A 23,702-nucleotide genomic window follows, 5' to 3' on the forward strand; every position below is an offset into this window, starting at 1 on the left:
ATGTTCATCCGGGCGATATCCCGTCAGAGCGAATACAAAGTCGTTGGCTATAATTGTTTCCTGGCGTGTAATCACGTTTTGAATCGTCACTTCGTTATCAGCAATATGTGTTACCACCGACTGCAAATGTAATGTTAGCGCACCTTCCTGAACACGATTCATAAAATCCGGTAGTATCCAGTATTTCACGCTCTTTTTTATTTCTTCGCCCCGATGGATGACGGTGACTTTTGCTCCGTAGCGATATAATTCTAATGCAGCGATACAAGCCGAATTTTTACCGCCGACGATCAACACGTTTCTTCCATAAAAGGGATGCGGATCGGTATAATAATGCGATACCTTCGACGATTCTTCGCCCGGTACAAATAATTTATTGGGTTGATCATAATAGCCGGTCGCAATCACGATATGCCGCGCTGTATAACGCTTCTGTTGACCATTCGATTCGGTGTCCACCAAAAAATCGTTTGATAGATTTTGAATCGAAATCACTTTCTCGCCGGTACGAACATTCAAAGAATAATATTGAACGACACGCTTATAATATTGAAGTCCTTCTTCCCGTGTCGGTTTAGGATTCGGTGTAGTAAAAGGTACACCGCCGATTTCCAAAAGATCACTGGTCGTAAAAAAAATCATGTTGGAGGGAAAGTGATAGATCGAATTAACGATACAACCTTTTTCGAGAACCACATGCGACAAACCGGCACGCGCACATTCGACGGCGCAGGATAGCCCGGTCGGCCCGGCACCGATGATCACCACATCAAACTTAAACGTATCCATCAAAACGGCACCTCATCGGTATGCTCGCCGGTTTCATAGAGCGAAATGAGTTTACTTTGACGAACGGCCTTGATACGATCCGCGATATGTCGAAGTGAAGCCATGAGTTCGGCAGGGTCTTCTTTTTCCAATTCACGTACACGAATCGCTTCACGTACCGTCTGTTCCTCTAATTGTAAATCGTACAACTGCATTTCGCGAATGCATTCGGAAAGTTCGTATTTGTCCTCCACGATAGCCTGGCGCGGACCGGCTCCGAAAATCAGCCTTTCGGCCGCCGTTTTGATTTTTACTTCACAATCCTGTACGACCACATTGTAATCGTAAGGCGTTTCTTCCATATAAAGCGAGTGGATTTTTCCGATCAACGTTTGTATGGCCGGATTTTTGAAATCGCGCGGTTCGACATAACCAAAAACGTATTCGCATTGCGACGGGTTAAGCAGCAGTTCACGCAGGATACCGCGCTCCGCACGCAAAACTTTTTCGGGAACAGATGACGACGACGTAGTCAATGAACTCGCCGGAGCATGCGAAATGACGATCGGTTCTTTATCTTTTTGGCGTGCCACGGCGCTGCGATTTTTTTGTACCGCCTTTGCAACCAACGGTAACGCGGTATCCAATTTGCGCGCCACTTCTTCGATGAAGGCATTACGCTTGAGACTGTCGTCCATCCGCGCAATGATCTGCGCCATCTCCGAAACCGCATTGGCCTTATCGTTAGCCGTACGAAGTTTATCCGATTTCAACCATTCGACTACGCGAAAATTGATATAATCCTGCCCCTTTTGCACCAACTGTTGCATCGCGCTTTCACCGGCTTCGCGCACATAAGAATCCGGATCATGTTCTCCGGGCAGAACGACGATTTTGACATTGAGACCTGCCTCCAGCATGATAGCGCCACCGCGTTCGGCCGCACGAATGCCTGCCTGATCGCCGTCGTACACCAGACATACATTTTCGGTATATCGCCGAATGAGCTGTGCTTGCTCAGCCGTAAATGCCGTACCGCTCGATGCCGCAACATTATGAATACCAAATTGAAACAAACTTATACAATCGGCATAACCTTCGACGATGATCACTTCGTCCATCTGACGAATGCCGTCCTTGGCTTGCGCTAGGCCATACAGCACTTTACTTTTATGATAAATCGCACTTTCCGGCGAATTAAGATATTTCGGTGAATTCGGTTCATTCCGCATTTGGCGGCCTCCAAATGCGATCACACGCCCGGAAACATTGCTGATGGGAAACATGAGGCGATGGCGGAAGCGATCATAATAACCGCCCGTCTTAGGAATGATCAACCCGGCGCGCTCAAGTAAGCGCGGATCTACCGATTCTTTTTTGGCATACTCGAACAATCCGTCCCAACGATCCGGTGCATATCCGATACCGTACGCGGCGATCACGGCATCATCAAAACCGCGTTTCCGCAAATACTGACGCGCTTCATCGCCTTGAGGTAGAGTCAATTGCTCGGCAAAAAAAGCGGCGGTCAGTTTGTTTATAAAATATAATTCTTCGATTTCCGAGCGTTGATTGATTTCCTCCGGAGAATGGTCTTGCGGGATCGGGATATTTTTTTTCTCGGCGAGGAATCGTATGGCTTCCGGATAACTCGTTTTTTCGTATTGCATGATAAACGAAATCACATCGCCGCCGGCTCCGCAACCGAAACATTTGAAAATTTGTTTATCGGAATTAACGGAAAATGAAGGCGTTTTTTCGTTGTGAAAAGGACACAACCCCCAAAAATTATGACCTTTCTTTTTGAGTCCGACATAACCCGATACGAGTTCGACCACGTCCCATGCATTTTTAACTTCATCTATCGTGTGTTGAGGAATCTTCGCCATGCTACAATCCTTTCAACAACTGCTGTGCACGAAAACGAATACGATTTCCGTCAACATACGATGCGTCATCCGTCAGAAGCTTCAAATCGGATTTGGCTTCACTTTTTTTACCAAGCTTGACCCGTGCCGCGCCGCGATAGTAGCGGTTAAATGCCGTGCGCCATTTTTCTTCACCGTCATCCGTTTGTGTATCGAGCGAAGCGGTAAAGTGACGCTCCGCTTCCGGATAATTTTCCAATGCAAATTGTGTACGTCCGATATAATAATGAATCTGCGAAACATACTTTGTCATTTCCGGTTTATTGGAAGCGGAAGCCAGCATTGTATTGAGCGTGGTCAGTTGCGAAGGTTCCGGCTGGATGAGCGATTTCTGTCGGATTTTGATAAACTCCATTTCAAATTCGCCGATCGGATATTTCAGGCGATTTTTAGCGCCTTGTACGATACCTTTGCCGCTGCGCGCATCATCCCGCGCTTTTTCGTACCAAATCTCAGCCTTTGTACGATCTCCGGATAATTCGTAGGTCTCAGCCAAATAATACAACGCAGAACCGGCAACCCAGCCATCTACCATTTTAAAGAGAACGCATTGATCGGCGATCGTTACGGATTTATTAAAATAGGTAATCGCTTTAGTGTAGTCGCCTCGCAAGCGTGCCATCCGGCCTAAAAAATACGAGGCCAACATTTCAGCCGAACGCGTAGTTTGCGATGTCTGAAGTATGGATTGCTGAAAAATTTGCTCTGCCACGGAGTAGTTTTCCAAATAAAAACTGACCATGCCCGCTTGATTGATCAGATACGGGTTACTGCGAAAGCGATCCATTAACTGGGAAAAAATCCTCAATGACGTTTCGTAATCGCCTTCTTCGAGATACACATTGGCGAGAAAAAATTGCGCTTCAAGATTAAATATTTTTCCGTGCCGGTAAGTTTTTTCCAACTGCGCAATACCCGTCGCCCGATCTCCGCTCAATCCAAATAGCGAACCGATGGCATCCATCCAGCGCGGTGCCGCCGCCGCATAATAATTATACATACCGATACTAAGGTATGCGTCATAATACAAAGGATCCGCTTCGATCACATCTTCATGCAAACTTTTGGAGCGTTTGGCATAATAAAACGCTTTGACAAATTCGCCATGAACGGCGTGATACCGCGCCGAATTCCCATACGCGGCGCCGCGATAAAAATCACCTTCGGTTTCCTGATGGGCTTGTGCGGCATATTGTTCGGCCACTTCGACCGTTTTATCATTCCATTTTTCGAATTCGTCCCCTGTCATACGCGTGTTATGACCGGATAAAATCTGATAAAAATACGAAGACCCTTTAAAAAAATAACCGCGCGGGTGCAAAGGATCGAGTGCGATCAGCGAATCAAACACGGCGTCGGCCGATTTGAAATCCAGCGTATAAATGCGTTCCTGACCTCGACGAATCAATTCGTCCGGCGATTGTGCGGCGATCCATGGGCTGATACATAAGAGCAGCAGGATTTTATAAATGCGGATCATCATGCGGGAAATATAAGGAAGCACACACTAAACACAAAGGCTATTCACGGCATGCTCAATCAAAGGTTATCCAAGCACCGGCATCCGGTATTTGCAGTTCGCCGTTTATTAAACCGTCGGCTTTCATGTTTCGCAGTAATTTGACCGGCTCGCCCATCGGTTCGTCAGCAAGATCAAATGTACCGTAATGCATCGGAATAAAAGTTTTTGCTTTCAGATCATGAAATCCTTGTACCGCTTCTTGCGGACTGGTATGGGCAGACTTCATGATATGCTGCGGTTTATACGCGCCGATCGGCATCAAAGCTATGTCAATTTTACCAAATAACCGGGCGATTTCGCCGAAATGCTCTCCATAGGCCGTATCACCCGAAAAATAAATCGTGGTTCGCGGCGTACGAATCAAAAAACTTCCCCACAGTGAACGATTATTATCCCACAACCCGCGTTTAGACCAATGAATAGCCGGGAGGAAAATAATTTCAAAATCTTCTTCCAGATCATATTTTTGAAACCAACCGGCTTCCTGAATGGACACATATTTATTCATGGATCGAACTGTCGAACCGAGACGCAAGGGCAGCAGTATTTTCATCACACGTGAGCGCCAAGTACTCAGCGTATCCGAGTCAAGATGATCATAGTGATTGTGCGACAATAAAACATAATCCACGGACTCCAAATGTGAAATCGGCATCGGCAGCTCGGAATAACGTTTCTGCAACGGCGCCGCCGTAAGGCACGGATCGGTAAGTAACCATTTATTACCCAGGCGGATCAGAAAAGAAGAATGACCAAGCCACATCAAACCGTTCTCATTAATTGCGCGAAAATCTTTCACGTTATGTGTTGTTACACGAAACGGATCATTTTTCTTTTCTTCGCGCTGCGGATTTTCCGATAAAAACCATTTAAAAATCACACTGAACGGTTTGAGATTGGGATTCAAATCGGAATTCAGAAAAATGCCGTCCCGCATCGGATTTCCGGCGTAGTTTTCACGAACGGTGGTAAGCGCTTCGTTGCGCACGTATTCGACCAAAGTTTTTTCCTCCGGCAGCATACCCATTGCGCTCTGACCTGCAGTAAGTGCCGCCGACTGTACAGCACAATGTCGGAGGAACCGTCGTCGGGATAGCTTTTTCATGATTTATATTTTTTTATAGTGTACCGTATCAGATAATTAGCCAAAACAAGCCCGCCGGCCATTACGCACAGCAACAATGCAAAAATCCCTATCATGGTATTTCCGCCGCGCCATTGACCCGTACGATTCAAAAATTCAAAAAAAAGTTTATTTAAAAAAACATAATCGGCGATCGTAAAAACGGTAAAAAACAAAAACGCATACACAAACGATCCGATGTGTTGACGGGCAGTGAATGAAAAATTGGCAAGTATAAGTAAAATCAAAAAAGCCGCCGGTACGCCGTAGGTGAGCCATTCAGCATACGTATGGTAATTGAGCACGGCTTGCTCAATAGATGAAGTATCCATTACGGCTTGTTTCGCTTGGAGCAAGCAATATGAGAACACGACTACAAAAACAAATAACAAGACATAGAACCATTTCATACATCACATCCCATACTATTTCACAATAACCTACGCCATTGTCAGAAATAAGGCAAGAAATTCGGTAATCGTAAAATTACTTTTTAGATGTGGTAGAATGCTCTGCTTTCTTCCTAATACTATTAAATTTTTTATCGGAACGAACGCTATTCAAATCGGGATCCGTATCAAGTAACGGCACATCATTAAATCCAACCTTTACGGCCGTTTCAAGAGCATCTAAAGCCTTGTTTGTTTTACCGGATAAAGCCAAAGCGCATGCTAAATTATAATGCGACGCCGCATCATCCGGCCATACGGTTCGCGCCAAATCAAAACAAGCGACGGCTTTTGGCAAGACACGTTGATTTAAATATCCGTTACCGCGCGCTCGGCAAAGACGTGCTATATAATCTAAACAACGGTACGCTGCATTACTCTTTATTTCATTTTTGGTGTTATATAGCGGTTGCCATTCTTTCGTTAGTTTGTACAACATCTGAAGCTGCATGTCCCGTTCCGGTTCAAACAAAGGATTTTCCAAATTAAACAAAAAATCGTCCATAATATTTTGCGTGTGCACTTCGCGTTGCTGCAAATCGGATCGCAAAGCCATTTCGTCAGAATAGGCTTTTAATTTCTGTACGCTATCGGCTAGTGCAACAAATGCAGAGCAAGGCATCGTAAAATGAAAATCATCATATATGGCACGCGCCATCCGTGCCGCATCAACAAAGTTTTTTTGATGAAGTGATGTTTTCAATTGTTCATGCCGTTTGTCAAATAATTGAGCAATCCATGTGCTATCCGGTGTTCGTTTCCCGTCACGCATTTCATTTAACATCATCCATTCAAACCCCTCTGAAAAATCAGTGAAGGGAGCCCATTGATGTATGCCTTCAAATTCGACGATGCGGTGCATCATTTGACGTTTGGATAGCTCTTCGTCGAGATAGATCATTTCACTTTTGTTGTAATCGCGATTGCCATAGAGACCATAAAAGTATCGAAAAGGAATGATTGGGGGTATCGCCTGGAGTGTGCTAAAACCGGCGCCGATGCCGATAATACCGGTGACCTGTCCGGGATAACGTGTGGCTAATTCCGACGCCGTACGCGCTCCGCCAGAAAAACCCGTGGCGTAAACACGATCCGGATCTATCGAAAAGCGATGATGCGTATCTTTCCAAACCGCATGCAACGCATCAATGCATACTTGCCACGGACCGTTTTGCGAATTCCATGAACATACCATGATAACGCCGTACCGCTCCATGATATCGGCATAATATGCTACGGGATACAGCGCATCTTTTTCGGGTTTAAAGCAATATAGAATCGGATATTTTCGAGACGAATCATACCCTGAAGGTAAAAAAAGTGCATAGGCTTGCGACGTATCATGTTGGCACACGATTTTAGAAATAACGCGATCCAAGGGTTTTATTTGCGATACAACAAAGGTATAGCTCACAAATGCAAAACAAACAAAGTAAGATAAAAACATACTTTTCATAACATACAATTCTCTTATGTAATTGCTATCAATGTACGATCCTAACAACAAAAAGATGCAAATTTATATAGAACAATCAGCATCACTTTAAGAGATTTTTCAGAAAATTATTTTATGGTTTTTATATACTCATGAGAACAATGCGGACAGATAGAATGCGTAAATTGAATACTATAATTGTCGTTGAAAAATTTTTCCAAGCGAACCCATTGATATTCATCATCCCTTATTTTTTTACAAAAAGAGCAAATCGGAACCAATGCATCAACCGCTTGGTGATCTGCACCTAAATCAACATGAAATTGCATCTTGAATTGATTAAACAACCGTTTGGCGGTTCGAATAATCAGCCGCTCACCTTCCGGATGTATCCTCAAGGGTTTCGGGTCGCTTAATACAATATGGCCTCGTATGGAGCCTGAAAAAGGATAACCTCGCACATGATACGGAGGTAAAAAATATTGCGGATCTTCACGCATCAATACGGGGCAAATACCCGTGCAGCTATCCGGGCATGAATTACAATGCGATGTTACGCGTATGCTTCCGGATGAAATATACGCTGAATCTTTACTTCCAAACCAATAGTGCAACATCTGTTCTGCATTTTCATCCGGCGATGAACATGCTAAAACACCGGCACTTTCACACTGCAGAATACGCGGTAATGCATAAGAAACAACAGGTGGAAAGAACTGATCTTCCAGTGCAAAAGTTTCACCGTAAAACGAATGGATTAATTCGTGTTCAGCAAATTCTTTACCCAGAATATCCCCAATGTTAATTTTATTCGCCGCTGTTTTCATTACGATCTAAAAATATCCTGCGAAGGGCTAATGGCTAATACGTACCGCCACTTGCGGACCGTTCTAAATAGCGTTCTTTGATGATTTCCCAATGACGTAACTCATGGCCGGCAATATGATAAACAAAAGCACGTACGGATCGATGACTATTATTTTCATCGGAATATCCCATGCGCAATAACATCTCATCGGTAAAAGCATTAAACATGGCCACGGTTGCATGACGCACGGCTTCGTATTCCGCAAAAATACTCTGGATACTTCGCGCGCTCGCGCCACTTAATGCGGCATAACTATCCTGATCAAAACCGGGCAATTTTTGTTTCTCGCCCCTCGCGAAACAAAGTGCGCGGTACGCGTAAATTCGTTCATCATCCATCATGTGAACCAACGTTTCTTTGATATTCCATTTTTCCGGTGCGTAACGATAATGTAAAATATCGGAAGAGAGTTCGGTGATGTTGTGACGAATCTCGAGGAAATTATTCATCAAATGATATAAAACAAGGCCGTCATTTTTCAATAAATCCATATATTTGGCCGAATAAGCCGGATATTCATTGGGCAAAGGCTTCGCGATAATTCTTAGCAAACTCATATAGAATTTTCAGATCAGATAGGGTTATTCAGACAGAAAGCCTTACCGATGTACATTCATGGGCGTGAAAAAAGTTTAGCAACTATAGCTCAATAAATTTATAAAAAAAACTGCAACATGATCGTTTATCAGATCATATACATAAGAACTGAAGCCAATGTATTTCCAATCACATGATAACCGCCTGTCGCTAAACCATACATGAGTGGTCTCGGAGTATTTGGGTTAATGGCATTGGTAATGGAAATAACCATACCGTACCCCACACCAACGAGTAAACCTAATTTTACAGCATCTGTTACGCTTGTAATCGAGCACCATTGTATCAGTATGGCTGTGGCAAAGGTTGAAATGATGCACCCCATAAATGGGCCAATATAATAGATAACACCCCACTTCATGTCTTTGGTGCGTGTAAATCCCAAAGCTTTATCATAATAAGAACCCGCAATAAACGGTGAGAACCACAAGGCTCCCAACATGAAATAAGCAAACCCCGCAACCGCGATAGCCAAGAAATTCAACTCTCCCATACCTAGTTTCTCCATACAAACTACTGAAACATGATCTAAGATTATTTAAGATTGTATACTATCGCGGCATCTAAAGAATACACGGTACCATAAACTTTTTGGAAATGATCGCTACCTGATATTTTATGACTCCATGACATGCCCGGTTCGATCACGATTTTTACCGGTAATACACCCAAGGGAAACACAGCGGCCGGCTTAAGGGCTATGCCAATGCTATGGGCAGGACCGAGCGTCGACTGATTAGCTAGTTTCTTTTGATTTTCATAAAAAACGGAAACCGTTGGAAAAAGAAAACTGAAATAGCTTCGTTCCGGAAACCAGGTGGATTTAATATTCCATTTATCAATGGATAGTTTCGTGATACTCTCATCCACATAACTGGTATTGTACGTAGAGTATTTTACACCCAAAGCTAATTTGGATTTGATCGGATTCGATGAGCCAATTTGAAATGGTACATAGTATGCAACAGATCCGGCCCAATAACGCGCGGCGCGCGATTCAACGGGATAAATCGTAATATCACGATTCTTTATGATTTCTCCCCAGCCCATTTCTGCCTCAATTTTTTTATATCGTACCCCAATATAAACCGAGCGATCCGATATGTCATTGCCGAGCTCGCCTTTGAGCCCCTTTAATTCAGGGGAATGATCTGCTGATCCGGAACTATGATCGAAGAACCAGCCACCTTTGACATAAAAACCAACCCCGTGTTCAATTGTTTCTGTTTGAGCCAAAGACTGTCGGCCAAGGGAAACAAGTAACGCGATTACTATAATAAACTTCATATTAGACTCCTTTTAATAAGCTGTGACCATGAGTAGCGACCGTGCATCACGAAGCGACGGTAGAACTGACATTATTTATAAATAACCAAACCACTGGCTACCATGGTAAGAAGTCTTTGTGCCCCGTTTATCTTTCCGATTTCTTCATCGGAACGTCCAGCATCTTTGAGATAATTGCGAGCCACTTCTTCGGAGACTTCTTTGACTTTCAATACGCCTTGCATTTTTACTTTACGGCGGGCTGCATCTTTGGGAATAAAAAAGCTATCATTTTTAAATGAGATTCGCATCGGCAATATTCCCGATTCGACTTCCATCCAGCAACCACGAGCTTGACATACCGTTTTTATTGTTGATTCGACGACGATTTCCTGTCCGTCGTATGATTCGGGATTATTTAAGACTTCCGGCATCGTAACCGCTTTGTTGAGAGTAATCCCTTCACCGAATTTATCGGCATTTTCTTGTTGCTCATTTTTACTACAACCAGAAATCAATAGCATTATTAAAATGCCACATATTAACAATCTCATAAGATGTCCTTTCGTTATTAAGTTTAATAATCTCCAACATCGCATTATAAGTCAACCATCATGAGACTGCGATCATACGAACTAATTGCCAATATCCGATTTCCGGATGATGTGATGGACCAATACCCTGACACCGTTTCATCACCTCCGATTTTAAACACATTTTTTCCTTCATCATTGGTGATATAAGTTGATTGCCATCCTCCGAATATAACAAGTTTACTCTTCGTCATATGCGCAGCCCACAACCCTTCTTTCAAATCCTTTATATGCCATGTTTCACCACCATTATTGCTTTGGGAAAAGGATTTTCCATTTGCGCCGGAAATAGTAGCATATAGTTTATTTGGATTTTCATTATCCCATATGATTGCAGGTACCTCAGGCCACTCGTTAGATTGATTGGACACTTGTTTCTGTACTAAATACCAATTATAGCCCTGATCCTTGGTTTTTATTATTTTTCCTTTAGAAGCTCCGGCTACGAAAATATTTGGATCCGAAGGATGCATCCGTAGCGTACACGAATATCCGAAACCCGTAAGTTTACGCAACTGCCACGTCCGTCCCGTATCCTGACTTACATAAAAACCGGCATCTGTATAACTCATGAAAAAAACCTGTGCCGGATTTTGAGGATTAAAAGCCATCGCCTCGGCATCGGCATCAACACCCGGTAGGACGTTAACCCAATTCTTTCCTCCATTTGATGTTCGGAGCAAGCCCGATGAATGAACTCCTCCCGCAAAAACGATATGGGTATCATTAGGACATACGGCTATAAACTGTACATCGCCCGCTCCCTGATTCGTTGATGTGTCAATTGTAGGAGACATAGCGGCAGGCCACGTTTCGCCGCGATCATAACTAATAAGAATTCCACCGCGCCCTACATAATCATTATAGGTATTGACGTAGATTGTATTGGGATTGACCGGATTGCTAGTAATGGCCTTAGCTACTTTGGTTAAAGAAACTCGCCAACGTACGTCTGTATATGGATTAACAGGCTCCGTTTTATCCTCGTTTGTTTCTTTGCTTTCGCAGGAGAGTATAACAAAACCCAACAGAAAAACATGCCAATGAATACGCGGCCATTTCGTCAGTAGAACCTTGATCATTATAAACTCTCTTCTTTTTAGATCACTTGTTTATACGCATTGTGCTTTATTAATAATCTCTCACCCGTTCACATGTTCAGGAAGCACTTCATAAGGCTTTGTCACCGTACCGCGCATGCTGCGGTATAATGCATCGTATTGTCCGTTGATATACTTCTGAGTAAACTCCATATATTCGACAATACACTTATTTTGTTCGTCTTTATAGATAATGGCGGCTTGGATCGTACGATTCAGGATCGCACCAGTAATCGGGTGCCGCTCATAGTACCATTGCGGATCCGTTTGAATCACACGTAATACATTAAAACCTTCTGACTTCAAAGCGGAACGTATGCCTTGCTCAATCGTTTTTTCGAGCACGCCTCCTTTAGGCGGTCGAGCATTTTGTATTTTAGATTTAATTAAGTCGTCACCCAAAGCTGCAAATTTTTCTAACCCTTGCGACCCATCAAGTTCAAACGATCCGGCTGCAAAGTTTTCATTATCAATACTCAACACCACTCGGATTGAATGCAAACGTGGGGATAGTTGAGATAACATCTTTGCGGCTTGTGCGCCGACTTCGGGGCGATCGGTTTGCCCCGCATTGGGAGCCACTTCCACTTCCAAGGTCGTAGCATCCATCAAGGTTTTATTGGAAGCCATGATTTGATATTCCACCGTTGCCATAGGAGCCGCGTACGCATCGTCCGCAGGCACATCCACATAATATTTGATACGCACCGTTGGATTGGCCGTGCGGTACATTTTGGGTAAATCCTTGACCATTCCGGTAAAATAAGCCATCGCGTATATTGGTTCACCCCCGTTGAAAAACTCGGATGCGGTTGACGCGTTTTCCTGTTTGATGGAAATTCTGCTTTTGGAAAAAACAATTTTAGATTTGTTTTCTTTATGAAAGGTGCTTGTAAAAGCTGTCGCTTCAGCAGCATCAATTTCTGTTTTCATTTTTTCAACAGTTGATAACGCATCCTTACGCAAACGTTGAATCGAAACATCATCCGGTTTTACCAAAAGCACGGCATCGGCCATAATTACGGCCGTTTCGGCTTTTTCTAAGGCCAGACTCAACTGTGTTTTACCATTGGCTTTATATGCGTAAGCTTTTTCAATATGCGAATTGATATCAGCGATATACCCTTTTTTGAGATACGCATTAAATTCAGTCGGAAATTCTTTTGTTAAATATTCGATTTGTGACGAATTGACATCGTTGTTCTGTTTAGTATTATTTAATGCACTGAGTGCTTTGGGGTAATTTATTTTGGCACAGTTTTCATAAAAACTTTGAGCTGCATCTTTCGTGAATGCCCCATATTGCAATCCGTTTTGCAACAAAAATTTGCCCTCGAAGTAGGCTTTATCTATGAGCTTTTTAAATCCCTCACTCGAATTTCCGGACGATTCAATAGCCTGTAATTCTTTTTCATATTGCAATAAATCCGCAGCATAACTTGATGTACTAAGTTGCGGCCATTCTTTAATGGCATTTTGCAGTGCCGTGCGCGCTTCATCTAAATCGTCTTTCGCTTGCGAAGTCATGTAGCTATCATAATTGGAGCGTTGTTTCAATGACGCGACCTGATCTTGTACATCGGATACCATACGCCGAATTTTGGACTGAACTGAAATGAATCGCGATTTTTCGTTGAATGTTTTTTTTGCTTCTTCGAAATCTTGTTTGATTTCGCGCATAGCCGATTCATAGACATCGGCATTGGCAAGCAGTTTTCCTGTGCGTACTGTTGTTAATGATTCCTGGGCACGGGAATGATGTATCTCGAACTTCGAAAATACATGATCGGCAATATTCTGATCCTCTTTGCTGTTATCCGTTTCGACCTCCGTTAGACATTCCAGCATGCGAACGATATACGTTTTTAACGTCTTCACTTCGAAAGGATCGCTATCCGCCGATACCGTCAATTTTTGATAATCATCATGAGTGCTTTTTTTTGATTCGGAGTTCTCTTTTGCAGCGGTCGAACCTTGTTGTATTTGAGGAATCTCTCCAGCTTTTTTTTCAGTTGCAGTGGATTTTGACGGATCGTCTGATTTCTTTGATTTGTCTTTAACTTCTTTTTTACTTTCTTCTTTGTTTTTTTTCTTAGCCTTATCCAGAATTTTTTTACCGTCAGGTATTTGGCCAAATAGCGTCAAAGGAACCATGACGAGAATCAATAACATCGCTTTATACATTTTTATGCCTTTGGATTTAGCGAAGTTACCCTCTTTCTGCTTTGCAGCAGAAAGAGGGGCTTCGGTTCTCATGGGAGGAGGGTTATTTTTGTTTTATTTCAATCCATCTGATCATACAAGGATTCCAGCTTATTAAGTACCGTAGTCGGATTGGTAGATGTAACCCAAACCGGATCCAGTTTTTTTATACTGGCATTGCACGCAGTAAGGTCATTCAAATAGTATTGGCAAAACGCCTTGTGGAGTATAAGATCATTGAGTTCAACGGATGGATCATGGACAAAATAGTATTCGGGATCCCAGCGTTCGACAAAATTGGCTGCATAGATAGCCGAAGCATATCGGCCCGTTTCCCAACTGGTTATGGCAATCCCTGCGTATCCGTCTAATACGGAATCGGCAGCGGCAATACGGAAAGCACGATCCGCTTCGGGAATACTGTCCATACGAAGCAACGTCCAACCTAATCCAATACGCGCATTGGGCCCATTAAGTGCTGAAAATTCAGCATAAGCTCCGTCATAATCTTGATTTTCAAATTTTTTCCAGGCAGCATCCAGTAAACTTGCTTCGTAGTCGTCACAAGCACCCGTGGCACAGGTCAGGATTAATGACAAAAATAAAATCGGCTTCGAAATATGTTTTATATGTTTCATGTGATTATAGGTTTGATGTTTTATTTGAGTAATACCATTTTTTTGGAAAGTATGCCGTCAACCGTCTCTAATCGGTAGATATAGATACCGCTCGGCACCGCCGATCCTTTCTGATTTTTCCCGTCCCACATCACGTTATGATAACCGGCTGTTCGCTGTTCGGAAATCAAATTGCGAATCTTTTGACCAAGCATATTATATACGGCGATGCGCACATAGCCATCATTTGCAAGGCCAAATCGAATGCTTGTGCTCGGATTAAATGGGTTCGGATAATTCTGTGCCAAATCTAACGACTTAGGTATCTCCGAAAAGGATGAATCATATACGAGCGCATATCGCCCGCTTTCATTGATGCTGGTATATACTCGGTTTTCATCGGCGTGCGTGATCATAGAGCGTTCCCAACCACCCGTAGCATCTAATCGTGTAATTTTCAAATGTTTTGTAGAAAATCCGGGAATTGTAAGATTCCAATCACTCCGATGTGCCGGGGTGATATTAAAACTTAACTCCGAAGCCCACGACTGCGAAGCGGTTGATAAGATTTCGCAAGTTTGCAAAATGTTTGATCCGTTATTGGTCAAATCGTTGTCCGATGAAATCTCTGAAAGAATCAAATAACCTTCGGCGCGCGCTGATGATTTCAGGATACGCATTTCCGCTTGACCGGAACGAAGTACACTTGTACTGCCGGAACCCAGATCGGCTACGACATATGTTTTGAGAGCAATGGCTTGATTGAGGATCGTATCATTGGCCGTCACTTCAAAAGCCAATTCCCCGTCGGCTGTGATTTCGTATTCAGCTCGATACATACGCGTATGCGCCGGTACGATCTGTAGCGGGACTGTCGTGTTATTGATTTTTAGCGAAACCGACGATAGTGGTTCATCCGATACAGCGTAAAACTCAATCCGATCTTTTAGAACCGTACTTCGCAAAAGACCGGTGTGCACCACCGGTGCCTGATTTTCTAAACCCAATCCCTGCAAAGGAATTCGCAGTTCGCGCTGGTATCCGTCGTGACTAAGAATGAGCGTATCCAGAGATACACCTATCGCCGACGGTGTAAAATGTACACCCACGCGCAACGTATCGCTATCAATCGAATACGGTAAACTGCTTCCATCAAAACTATAACCGGATGTTCCGGCACGCGCTAATCGAATAGCCGTTACATTTAGAGGCGCTTTGGGAGCATACAGTTCTACCTGACGATTCGAGACATAGGTTACGCGTGTATTGGGAAAACTATATTGAAGTTCTTCCGATGTAAGTACCGAAGGTTCTGTCGCGACGCCCTCCAAGGTCAACGCAAATACTCGGCTATCGTACACGACACGTAGTGTGTCCGAAAAAACACCTTCGGATTCAGGTTTAAATTTGACCCATCCGATCAACGTATCGGGGTAACTATGATCCAGCGTATCCGCATTTTTTCCGTCCCAACTAAACACATCACCGGAATACATCACAATTTGTGAAATAACGGAACCGGCATCCGCATAAAACCGTAATGGAACGGAAATACTATCAAAGGCCTTGATGCTTCCGAGAGAAATTACAGCTCTGTAACTATGATCACGCTCCAGTATATTACCCGCCGATGAAGGGATATAGCGCGTTGACCATAGGGACGAATTGAACGCGCTGTCTTGTGTGGCCGCAAGTGTTTGACCTTCCGATAATCCCGGAACCGAAATTGCCCACGTACCTTGTGTATCCGCGTACGTACCGCCGATAATATCCGAAGCTTGTGTTTTTCCGGGCTCATCTAAAAATAGTTCAACACGCGAACCCGGCTGTGCTTTTCCCCACACGCCTACATTCGCAATCCCACCCATGATGTGAGGAGGCGTTACGCTGTTCTTTGAATTGGAAGGCAGCGTAATACCGCTTTTGTTTTCATAAATACGATTCCAATACCACCGATTACTGTTGGACTCCACATCGACAATACTGATACCTGAAATATTATTATAGGCAATAGTATTATGTTCGATCAAAGTGCCGAATGTATTCGATGTGATGCTAATCCCAACGCCGCTATTCCCACGCGGAATAGTACCCAGTGAATCGGCTACACCAATAGCATTATGGTGAATGTGCGTGTTATACGTATTTGATAAATTAACCGCATTAATTATCGAACCGATTTTATTATAAGCGATGGTGTTACCGCGAGCCTGATTAACAGATATTCCGTGCCCGCCGCCGCGTATTTGATTTTCGATACCAAGACCGATAGCATTGCCTTCAATATGATTGTGATTCGCCCCGATCCCAATTGAAATCAATTGCGTGGACCAGGAGATACTGTTTCCTTCGCCTGACGTGCGCGATCCGATGCGATTATTTTCTCCGTTGATTTCTAAAGCGATATTAAATCCTTTGGGGCCGTTACCCAAAACATCAGCCCCTATTATATTTCCCGATAAAAAGCATGAATCGGCAAACACCTGTATTGCGCGACCGGCATTGGTTCCGGCAAATATATTTCGATGTACTACACTGGCATGGCCCCACAAGATCAGTGCCGTATTGTTCGGTTCTACCGTCACACCATCCGGCATAAGCCCGAAAACGTTGTTCTGCACTTCGATAGCGCGGGAAGATGTATGCGTGTTGATTGCCGTACCTTTATTGACAAAATAATTACGACCGTCGTCGCTGCCATCGCCCAAGATCAATCCCGATGCCGCATTCTCGACGCCAATACCGCCACGTACTAACGTAGCGCTTCCGTCTGCATTCAAACCAAAATAATTACCAAGAATATGATTGGCGGTGCCGTCCTGAACGTAGATATCCACTTGCGTTGTGGAAAAAACATTCCTTTCTCCGACCGTCGCTCCGCCAATAATATTTTCTGAACTCCCCGACACCAACTGAATTCCCCGATTAAGCCGGCCTGCGCTGAGACCCGTACTGTCCGTACCAAAATAATTACCGATGATGGTATTGCGATGCGCTTGTATAAGAAGTAATGCCGACGCGTTTTCACCGCTACCGAACACATTACGTCCCGGTCGTGTGTGGTGGCCAATCAGGTTATCGTCGCCATAAATCGTCAAACCGGCGGCCAAAAATGGCGCCGGCGTTTGGCCGTCATGTTGCAATCCAAAAATATTGCCCATGATGACGTTACTATCGGAATGCACTTCGCCATAGGTCAAGTAACTCGCGAAAACATTGGGATTGACGTACGAACCGTCCTTTTTACCTCCGATTTTAGTAGCTTGCCCGTGTATAGTCAGCGCTCTATTGCTAAACACCGTATCGGATTGAATGCTCGGATTGTTGAATCCAAAATAGTTACCGTACACGCCGTCTTCACGCGCCGTGGCGCCGATATACAATTCTGTTTCACTGCTCGCGGCAAAATAATTTCCCAAAAACGTATTAAACCCCGACGAATGATCCGCTATGGCCGTACCGTTCGGCTCGATCGCCGCATAATTCGAATACGGATACGGCTTTGCAAAACCGAAGGCATTGTTAAGAATACCATTATTTTGCCCCTTGATGTAAATACCGGTACGGCAGTTTGATATTTTATTATACGTGATAAAGCATCCGTTACTTGCGATATAAACCCCAATCTTAGCATCGAACATATTGAGTCCTATTATCTCAACCATCTGTCCGGCTTGAATCGTCCATAGTGTGTCATTCAAAGGATCATCCGCATGCAAGCCCCAATTATTAAACAAATGCTCCGACGGCAGTTCTCCGGAACTTACTTTTACACCTTCCGTGACGATGAGCGAACCGGATGTCAAGAGGATATCGCTATGATTAATGATAATATTATCTTGTCCCGGCCAGGTATTAGCTTCATATACGGCGCGTCGTAACGATCCTTCAGGGCCCGGATTCGGGCCATCCGTACCATTGGTTACCAAAAAAGACTGCTGCGCGTAGGATGAATACATCCCTACACTTTGAATACAAAGGCCTATAAGCATCCATAAAAGCACTCGCGCTTGACTCAACATGCGTGACATAACAACCGCCATATAATTCATTGGAATCCTTTATTTGATGTGGGCATACGGCTCACGATGAGAATTATTTTGATTCTGAAAGTAGTTTGTACAGCATATTTATATACTGCTCCGTAGTCTGAGCTCCGCCTTCACCGAGGTAATTATATTTTTGAAATACGGGGGTCTTCAAAAGTTGATCCGACGTTTGTTTATTCCTTAGGCCTTCTTCCGCAGCTGTTACGGTCTCTTTGAGCATAATGATATATTCATGCAGCGCTGGCATCGTAGCCAATGGCCCGTGCCCCGGTATGATTTTGACATCCGCAGGAAACATCTTTTCTATTTTGTCCAGCGATGCAATCAATTGGTGAATATTCCCTCCGCCGTCACTGTACACGCCCGGGAACATGCCATGAAAAAATAAATCACCGAGATGAAGTACATTGGATTGAGTAAAATACACCACGACATCGGCTGACGTGTGACTTCCGGGTATGTGAATAATGCGAATATCTTCCCCATTGACGGTTAGGATAAGACTATCCGATAAAAATACGCTCGGCATCATATCCAGAGTCGGTGTGGTTTGGGTATGCTTACTACGCAAACGCTTGGCTATGTTTTCCTGTCCTATAATAACCGCAGATGTACGCAGATTTTTGTTTCCTTCGATGTGGTCACGATGAAAATGCGAATTGACCACCCACCGGATGGGTAAATTGGAAAGCGAAGTGGCCGCTTTTTTCATTTTTTCAGTCATAGAGGCGTACATCGCATCCACCAACAAGACACCTTCATCACCGGCCATCACAGCTACATTACCGCCGCCAAATCCGTTTTCACAATCCATCATCCACACCTTACCGGCGACGGGTACGGTGCGAATACGAATACTATCCTGCGCTTGCGAGAAAAGATTACTGTTAAGAGATAAAAATAGTCCGCTCGCTAAAAACCAATTCCAAAACATTTTGAATTCCTTCCACATGAGCACATGAGTATTATTACACAATCCTACCGAATCAAAGATTCACGAAGTTGGTTAACTATTAATAATAATAATAGATCAACTCTACGTCCGCGTTAATCCAGATTAACTCAATCAAATTTTGATAGTGAAAATTTACAGATAAGACGAGATGCGCGCTAACGGTAGTGGGTCAATTATTAGCGGTTTTGTTGCAACTTATGTTGCGGAGATTGTTTTTAAAGATTTTAGATCAGATCGTATCGGAGGGATTTATGCCAAATTCATCGCGAAAAGCTTTGGTAAAGTGTGACAAACTGGTATAACCGACATCGTAGGCGACCTGCGTCACATTACCGGCTTGTGATTCCAGCAAACTTTTGGCTTTCCGCAAACGTAGTTTTCGTATGAGTTCGGATGGAGTGGTATCGGTAAGCGCGACTAATTTGCGATAAACTTGAGAGCGACTCATGGCCAATCTTGCACTGATCGCCTCAACACTAAATTCAGGATCCGACAGGTTCGACTGTATGAGTTGCGTTAATTCTTTCAAAAAAAGATCGTCCGGTGTTTCACCTTCAAAATCCTGATCCTTGATAAAAATTTCTTTGGCGTATTTTTCACGCAAAAGTTTCCGGCTCTGAATCAGATTGGCTATACGCGTTCGCAATTCTTTTTCGTTAAACGGTTTTACCAGATAGTCATCGGCCCCGGTCTCCAATCCTTCAATCTTATCTTCGGTATCGGCTTTGGCCGTCAATAGAATAAGAGGAATATGGCTGGTTCGGCGATCGGATTTCAACTCCCGTGATAATGTAATACCGTCTTTTCGGGGCATCATCACATCAGAAATAATAATATCCGGTGTTCTTCGCAAGGCCTCCGCCATACCGTCTTCGCCGTCCGCAGCTTCAATGACACGATAATCATTGCTCACTATACCGCGGATATATTGACGTATTTCATCGTTATCTTCGACGATCAACAACGTATTTTTATCGGCATCCGTATCGGCAGCTGTGGTGCTTTGAATCGGTCCGGCAACATCATCCCATTCGGGCGCGCTTTCTTGGGAATGCGTCTCCGATTCGGTGCGCTCGTCATCGGGTATACTTTGTTCGATGATCGGTATCGTAAAGCTAAAAACCGTACCCTCTCCTTGACGGCTCCGCGCTGTCAACGATCCATGATGGAGATGCGCTAACTCTTTGGCCAATGCGAGTCCTATGCCGGTACCGGGGTACGCACGCGTACCCGAATGATCGGCTTGATAAAAACGATCAAAAATCAAAACTAAATCGGTTTCACTGATACCGATACCCGTATCTTCGACATCTATTGTCAACGCGCCTTCGTTCGCATATACTTTAACAGATACACCGCCCTCGTTTGTAAATTTGATCGCATTGGAAAGCAGGTTAAATAATATTTTTTCGATGACATCGCGATCACGATACATAATCGGAAGATCAGGGGTTAAGTCAAGTGTCAGCGATAATTTCTTTTTATCGGCTAATGATTCAAAAGAAAATACCACCGGTTTTATGAAATCCCAATTACCACGATAAGCTCTCAACTTCATCTGGCGGTGTTCGATTTTTGAAAGATCAAGAAGCTGATTAACTAATCGCAAGAGTCTGCGTGTATTGCGAAGCATGGATTCTATAGTAATTTCATCCGCCGGTTTTTCTTTCATTGATTCCAGCGGGCCTTGTATTAAGGTTAACGGCGTTCGGAATTCGTGAGAAATATTTGCAAAAAAACGTGATTTCTGCGCATCCAGTGCTTCTAATTTTTGCGTCTGCACGGATAAAAGATGCGTACGCTCTTCAACAATACGTTCTAACCGTCCCTTTTCACGCATAATCTGAAAATATCGCCACCGCACAATTCCCGTAACCATCGCCATAAAAATCGTACCATATAGCAACCATGCCCACCAAGTCCTGAACCACGGTGGAAGAATCGTGAATCGCAACATCGTTGACTGGGTGACATGTTGAGCGTTGATTGCTTTCACATGAAATACATAATCGCCTTCGCTCAGATTAGAATAAACGCGCAACGCTTCAACACTCCAATCACCTGGCTCTGATTCAAAACCTTCAAGCCACGTTTGATAACGGGTCATGGTTTCATCAAAATATGACGTGGCTCCGTACTCGATGCGTACCGAATTAAACGCATAGGGCAATATTATAGGTTCAAAACGCCGGTCATTAATAATAAGCGATGAGTCATGCCCTATACTAAAACGTGAAATGACCGTATGAAATGTTTGCGAACGCACGATACGGGACAAATCCATACGCAATATACCGTCGTCCGTAAGAAACCATACGTAGCCCTGCTGATCACGATACACTTCGTTAGGCGCAAATTGTTGGGTATGATTATGTATACGCCAATACCGATGGTTATCCCACCGCCACGAGACGCCTTCGCGATGCCCATTCCAAACGGCGGATGAAGTAAAAAGCCAAATAGTACCGATATTATCCTGAAGTGCTTTGATGATATTTGTCGTATCCGGAAAGAATGATGTACTAACCACTAATTCATTTATTCGGTAATCATATCTAAAAAGCGAATCATGGCGCTTCATAAAAATCATCGAATCGGCGCTCAGCACCATGCGCCATGCTTCATCAAACGCGTGAGTTTTCATGTTTTTCAAATCAACTTTGTACACCCTGCCGTAATCCGATTCGACCCATAAAAAACCCTTTCGATCACTTCTCAGCTGCGCAACGCCGGCAATATCGTCTGTATTTGGAATAGGTGTTTCACGATTTTCAAACTGATCATACAACGACAACCCCACACGCTTTCCAAGCACTAAAAAACGCTCATCCAGTACGGCAATACTTGTCGCATCGGGAGTATTTGCAATTAGTTTATACTGTCCATTTTTTTCAATAGACAACAAACCTCGTCCGGAGGCAAAATAATGTTTATCTCCTACCGTGACGCCGCCGTTGATCCGGCCAAAATTTTGAGGAATAACTTTCCCGTTTTCAATTCGGTAAAGATCATTGAGCGTACCGATATAAAAATTACGACCTGTTTGGGCTATAGCGTAAACGCAGCCTTTTATACCATGTTGTTTTTGTAATACGCTTAGCGGCGAACGATCTATTTTATTAATACCATCTTCCGTTACAACCCATACGTTACCTTCACGGTCCTCCATAACATTACGCGTAGAATTAACGGATAAACCATTATCCTCATTGATAATATTAAATTGGGTTAGTGTGGAATCAAAAAAAATTACACCTTCGGAACGTGTTCTGAAAACATATCCTCCATCCGATAAATGAATCCCGCTTCGGACATCTTTCGCCGGATATACAAGCCTTTCTTCGCCGTTTACCCATACTGAAATTCCGTACGTCGTGCTGGCAACAATTTTATTTTCGCCGCTTATCAAAACGGAATATACCCTCGGAACATTTTTAAAGTATGGTAATGGAACAAGTGAATCCCCGATGACCTCTGCTATCCCCTGATCTGTGTCACCGAAATAATTAACAAAAATTCGATTTTGAGAAATATTACCTGTTCCGAAAAATTGTTTAGGCCGCCGAGATGTTATCGAATCCCCGTGATATCGGAATATGGCATTCCGATCAATAAAAATGACTTCATCACCACGTATAAGTACATCACGATTAAGATCAACCGGCGTATGCGCCGGGACCAAGGGTTTAAGCGATACCACGCGCGGCTGACCGCGTTCAAAATCAGCATAACCTAGTTGCTGAAATCCGCCATAAAATAATTTTCCGGTTCGTTCATCAATTTTTATTTGATTAATATCAATTTCATTAAGTAGACCGTTGATTTTTTTCCACCGCGCCCCGTCAAACGTAAATACACCGTTATAGTTTATCACATATATAATGCCGCTGGAATCCTGCGTAATATCAAAACTCTGCGGGTGAGCTCCGGAGGGATTATAGATGGTAATACGCGGCGGGATATCCTGAGCGGAAACTATGACCGCAAACCAAAGTACAACAAAAGAAAATGTAAAACGCATATTTACAGATAACCAATACTAACTACTTAGATGTAGCAATGTATGCAAAAAAGTTGAAAACGGTCAAAAAAAAAGCAAGGCTCTCAGCCTTGCTTTTTATAATCACTATAACCTCAGGTTACGAAGCCGCGCCGAGCGTTTGCAGCTTCTGCATAAGCGCCGTTGCAATTTGCGCCTGTGTGCCGCTCGGATAGGCATATCCAGTACCT

The 23,702-nt window shown here is 43.6% G+C and carries 17 protein-coding genes; all 17 read right to left on the reverse strand.

What is annotated here, in order from left to right; genetic code table 11:
- The coding region (gene ypdA, locus HUU58_14295; protein NUN46844.1) for a YpdA family putative bacillithiol disulfide reductase at positions 1-789 on the reverse strand (789 nt) is incomplete at its 3' end.
- A complete protein-coding gene (locus HUU58_14300; GenBank protein ID NUN46845.1) occupies positions 789-2,657 on the reverse strand; it encodes a DNA primase in 1,869 nt (622 codons plus the stop codon). The genes ypdA and HUU58_14300, both read right to left, overlap by 1 nt.
- Before the next feature lies 1 nt (position 2,658).
- A complete protein-coding gene (locus HUU58_14305; protein NUN46846.1) occupies positions 2,659-4,200 on the reverse strand; it encodes a tetratricopeptide repeat protein in 1,542 nt (513 codons plus the stop codon).
- A gap of 31 nt (positions 4,201-4,231) precedes the next feature.
- A complete protein-coding gene (locus HUU58_14310; GenBank protein ID NUN46847.1) occupies positions 4,232-5,323 on the reverse strand; it encodes an MBL fold metallo-hydrolase in 1,092 nt (363 codons plus the stop codon).
- The gene (locus HUU58_14315) at positions 5,320-5,751 is read right to left on the reverse strand and encodes a hypothetical protein (protein ID NUN46848.1); all 432 of its coding nucleotides are present in this window, start codon (positions 5,749-5,751) and stop codon (positions 5,320-5,322) included. Before HUU58_14315 ends, HUU58_14310 begins: the two co-directional genes overlap by 4 nt.
- Positions 5,752-5,827: 76 nt before the next feature.
- Entirely contained in the window at positions 5,828-7,246 is a 1,419-nt protein-coding gene (locus tag HUU58_14320) for a hypothetical protein (protein NUN46849.1), read from the reverse strand.
- Between the two features lie 107 nt (positions 7,247-7,353).
- The gene (locus HUU58_14325; GenBank protein NUN46850.1) at positions 7,354-8,052 is read right to left on the reverse strand and encodes a hypothetical protein; all 699 of its coding nucleotides are present in this window, start codon (positions 8,050-8,052) and stop codon (positions 7,354-7,356) included.
- Between the two features lie 34 nt (positions 8,053-8,086).
- On the reverse strand, positions 8,087-8,650 hold the full coding sequence (locus HUU58_14330; GenBank protein NUN46851.1) for a DinB family protein: 564 nt from the start codon (positions 8,648-8,650) through the stop codon (positions 8,087-8,089).
- Positions 8,651-8,778: 128 nt separating this feature from the next.
- The gene (locus HUU58_14335) at positions 8,779-9,198 is read right to left on the reverse strand and encodes a DUF1761 domain-containing protein (protein ID NUN46852.1); all 420 of its coding nucleotides are present in this window, start codon (positions 9,196-9,198) and stop codon (positions 8,779-8,781) included.
- Positions 9,199-9,224: 26 nt separating this feature from the next.
- Positions 9,225-9,977, reverse strand: a complete 753-nt coding sequence (locus tag HUU58_14340; protein NUN46853.1) for a hypothetical protein — start codon at positions 9,975-9,977, stop codon at positions 9,225-9,227.
- A 71-nt stretch (positions 9,978-10,048) separates the two neighbouring features.
- The gene (locus HUU58_14345) at positions 10,049-10,480 is read right to left on the reverse strand and encodes a DUF4920 domain-containing protein (protein NUN46854.1); all 432 of its coding nucleotides are present in this window, start codon (positions 10,478-10,480) and stop codon (positions 10,049-10,051) included.
- Between the two features lie 74 nt (positions 10,481-10,554).
- Positions 10,555-11,631, reverse strand: coding sequence for a hypothetical protein (locus HUU58_14350; GenBank protein NUN46855.1), 1,077 nt, complete (start codon positions 11,629-11,631; stop codon positions 10,555-10,557).
- A 60-nt stretch (positions 11,632-11,691) separates the two neighbouring features.
- Positions 11,692-13,905 carry a hypothetical protein gene (locus HUU58_14355; protein NUN46856.1) on the reverse strand — a complete coding sequence of 738 codons (2,214 nt, stop codon included), beginning with the start codon at positions 13,903-13,905 and terminating at the stop codon, positions 11,692-11,694.
- A gap of 26 nt (positions 13,906-13,931) precedes the next feature.
- Positions 13,932-14,489, reverse strand: coding sequence for a hypothetical protein (locus HUU58_14360; GenBank protein ID NUN46857.1), 558 nt, complete (start codon positions 14,487-14,489; stop codon positions 13,932-13,934).
- 20 nt (positions 14,490-14,509) lie between these two features.
- Positions 14,510-18,511 (reverse strand): T9SS type A sorting domain-containing protein, encoded by a 4,002-nt coding sequence (locus HUU58_14365; protein ID NUN46858.1) that lies wholly within the window; start codon positions 18,509-18,511, stop codon positions 14,510-14,512.
- Positions 18,512-18,563: 52 nt separating this feature from the next.
- Positions 18,564-19,451 (reverse strand): MBL fold metallo-hydrolase, encoded by an 888-nt coding sequence (locus HUU58_14370; GenBank protein ID NUN46859.1) that lies wholly within the window; start codon positions 19,449-19,451, stop codon positions 18,564-18,566.
- Between the two features lie 250 nt (positions 19,452-19,701).
- Positions 19,702-23,493: a response regulator gene (locus HUU58_14375; GenBank protein ID NUN46860.1), complete on the reverse strand. Its 3,792-nt coding sequence runs from the start codon at positions 23,491-23,493 to the stop codon at positions 19,702-19,704.
- Positions 23,494-23,702 lie beyond the last annotated feature (209 nt).

The organism is bacterium, from assembly GCA_013360215.1.
Lineage (GTDB): Bacteria > CLD3 > CLD3 > SB21 > SB21 > JABWCP01.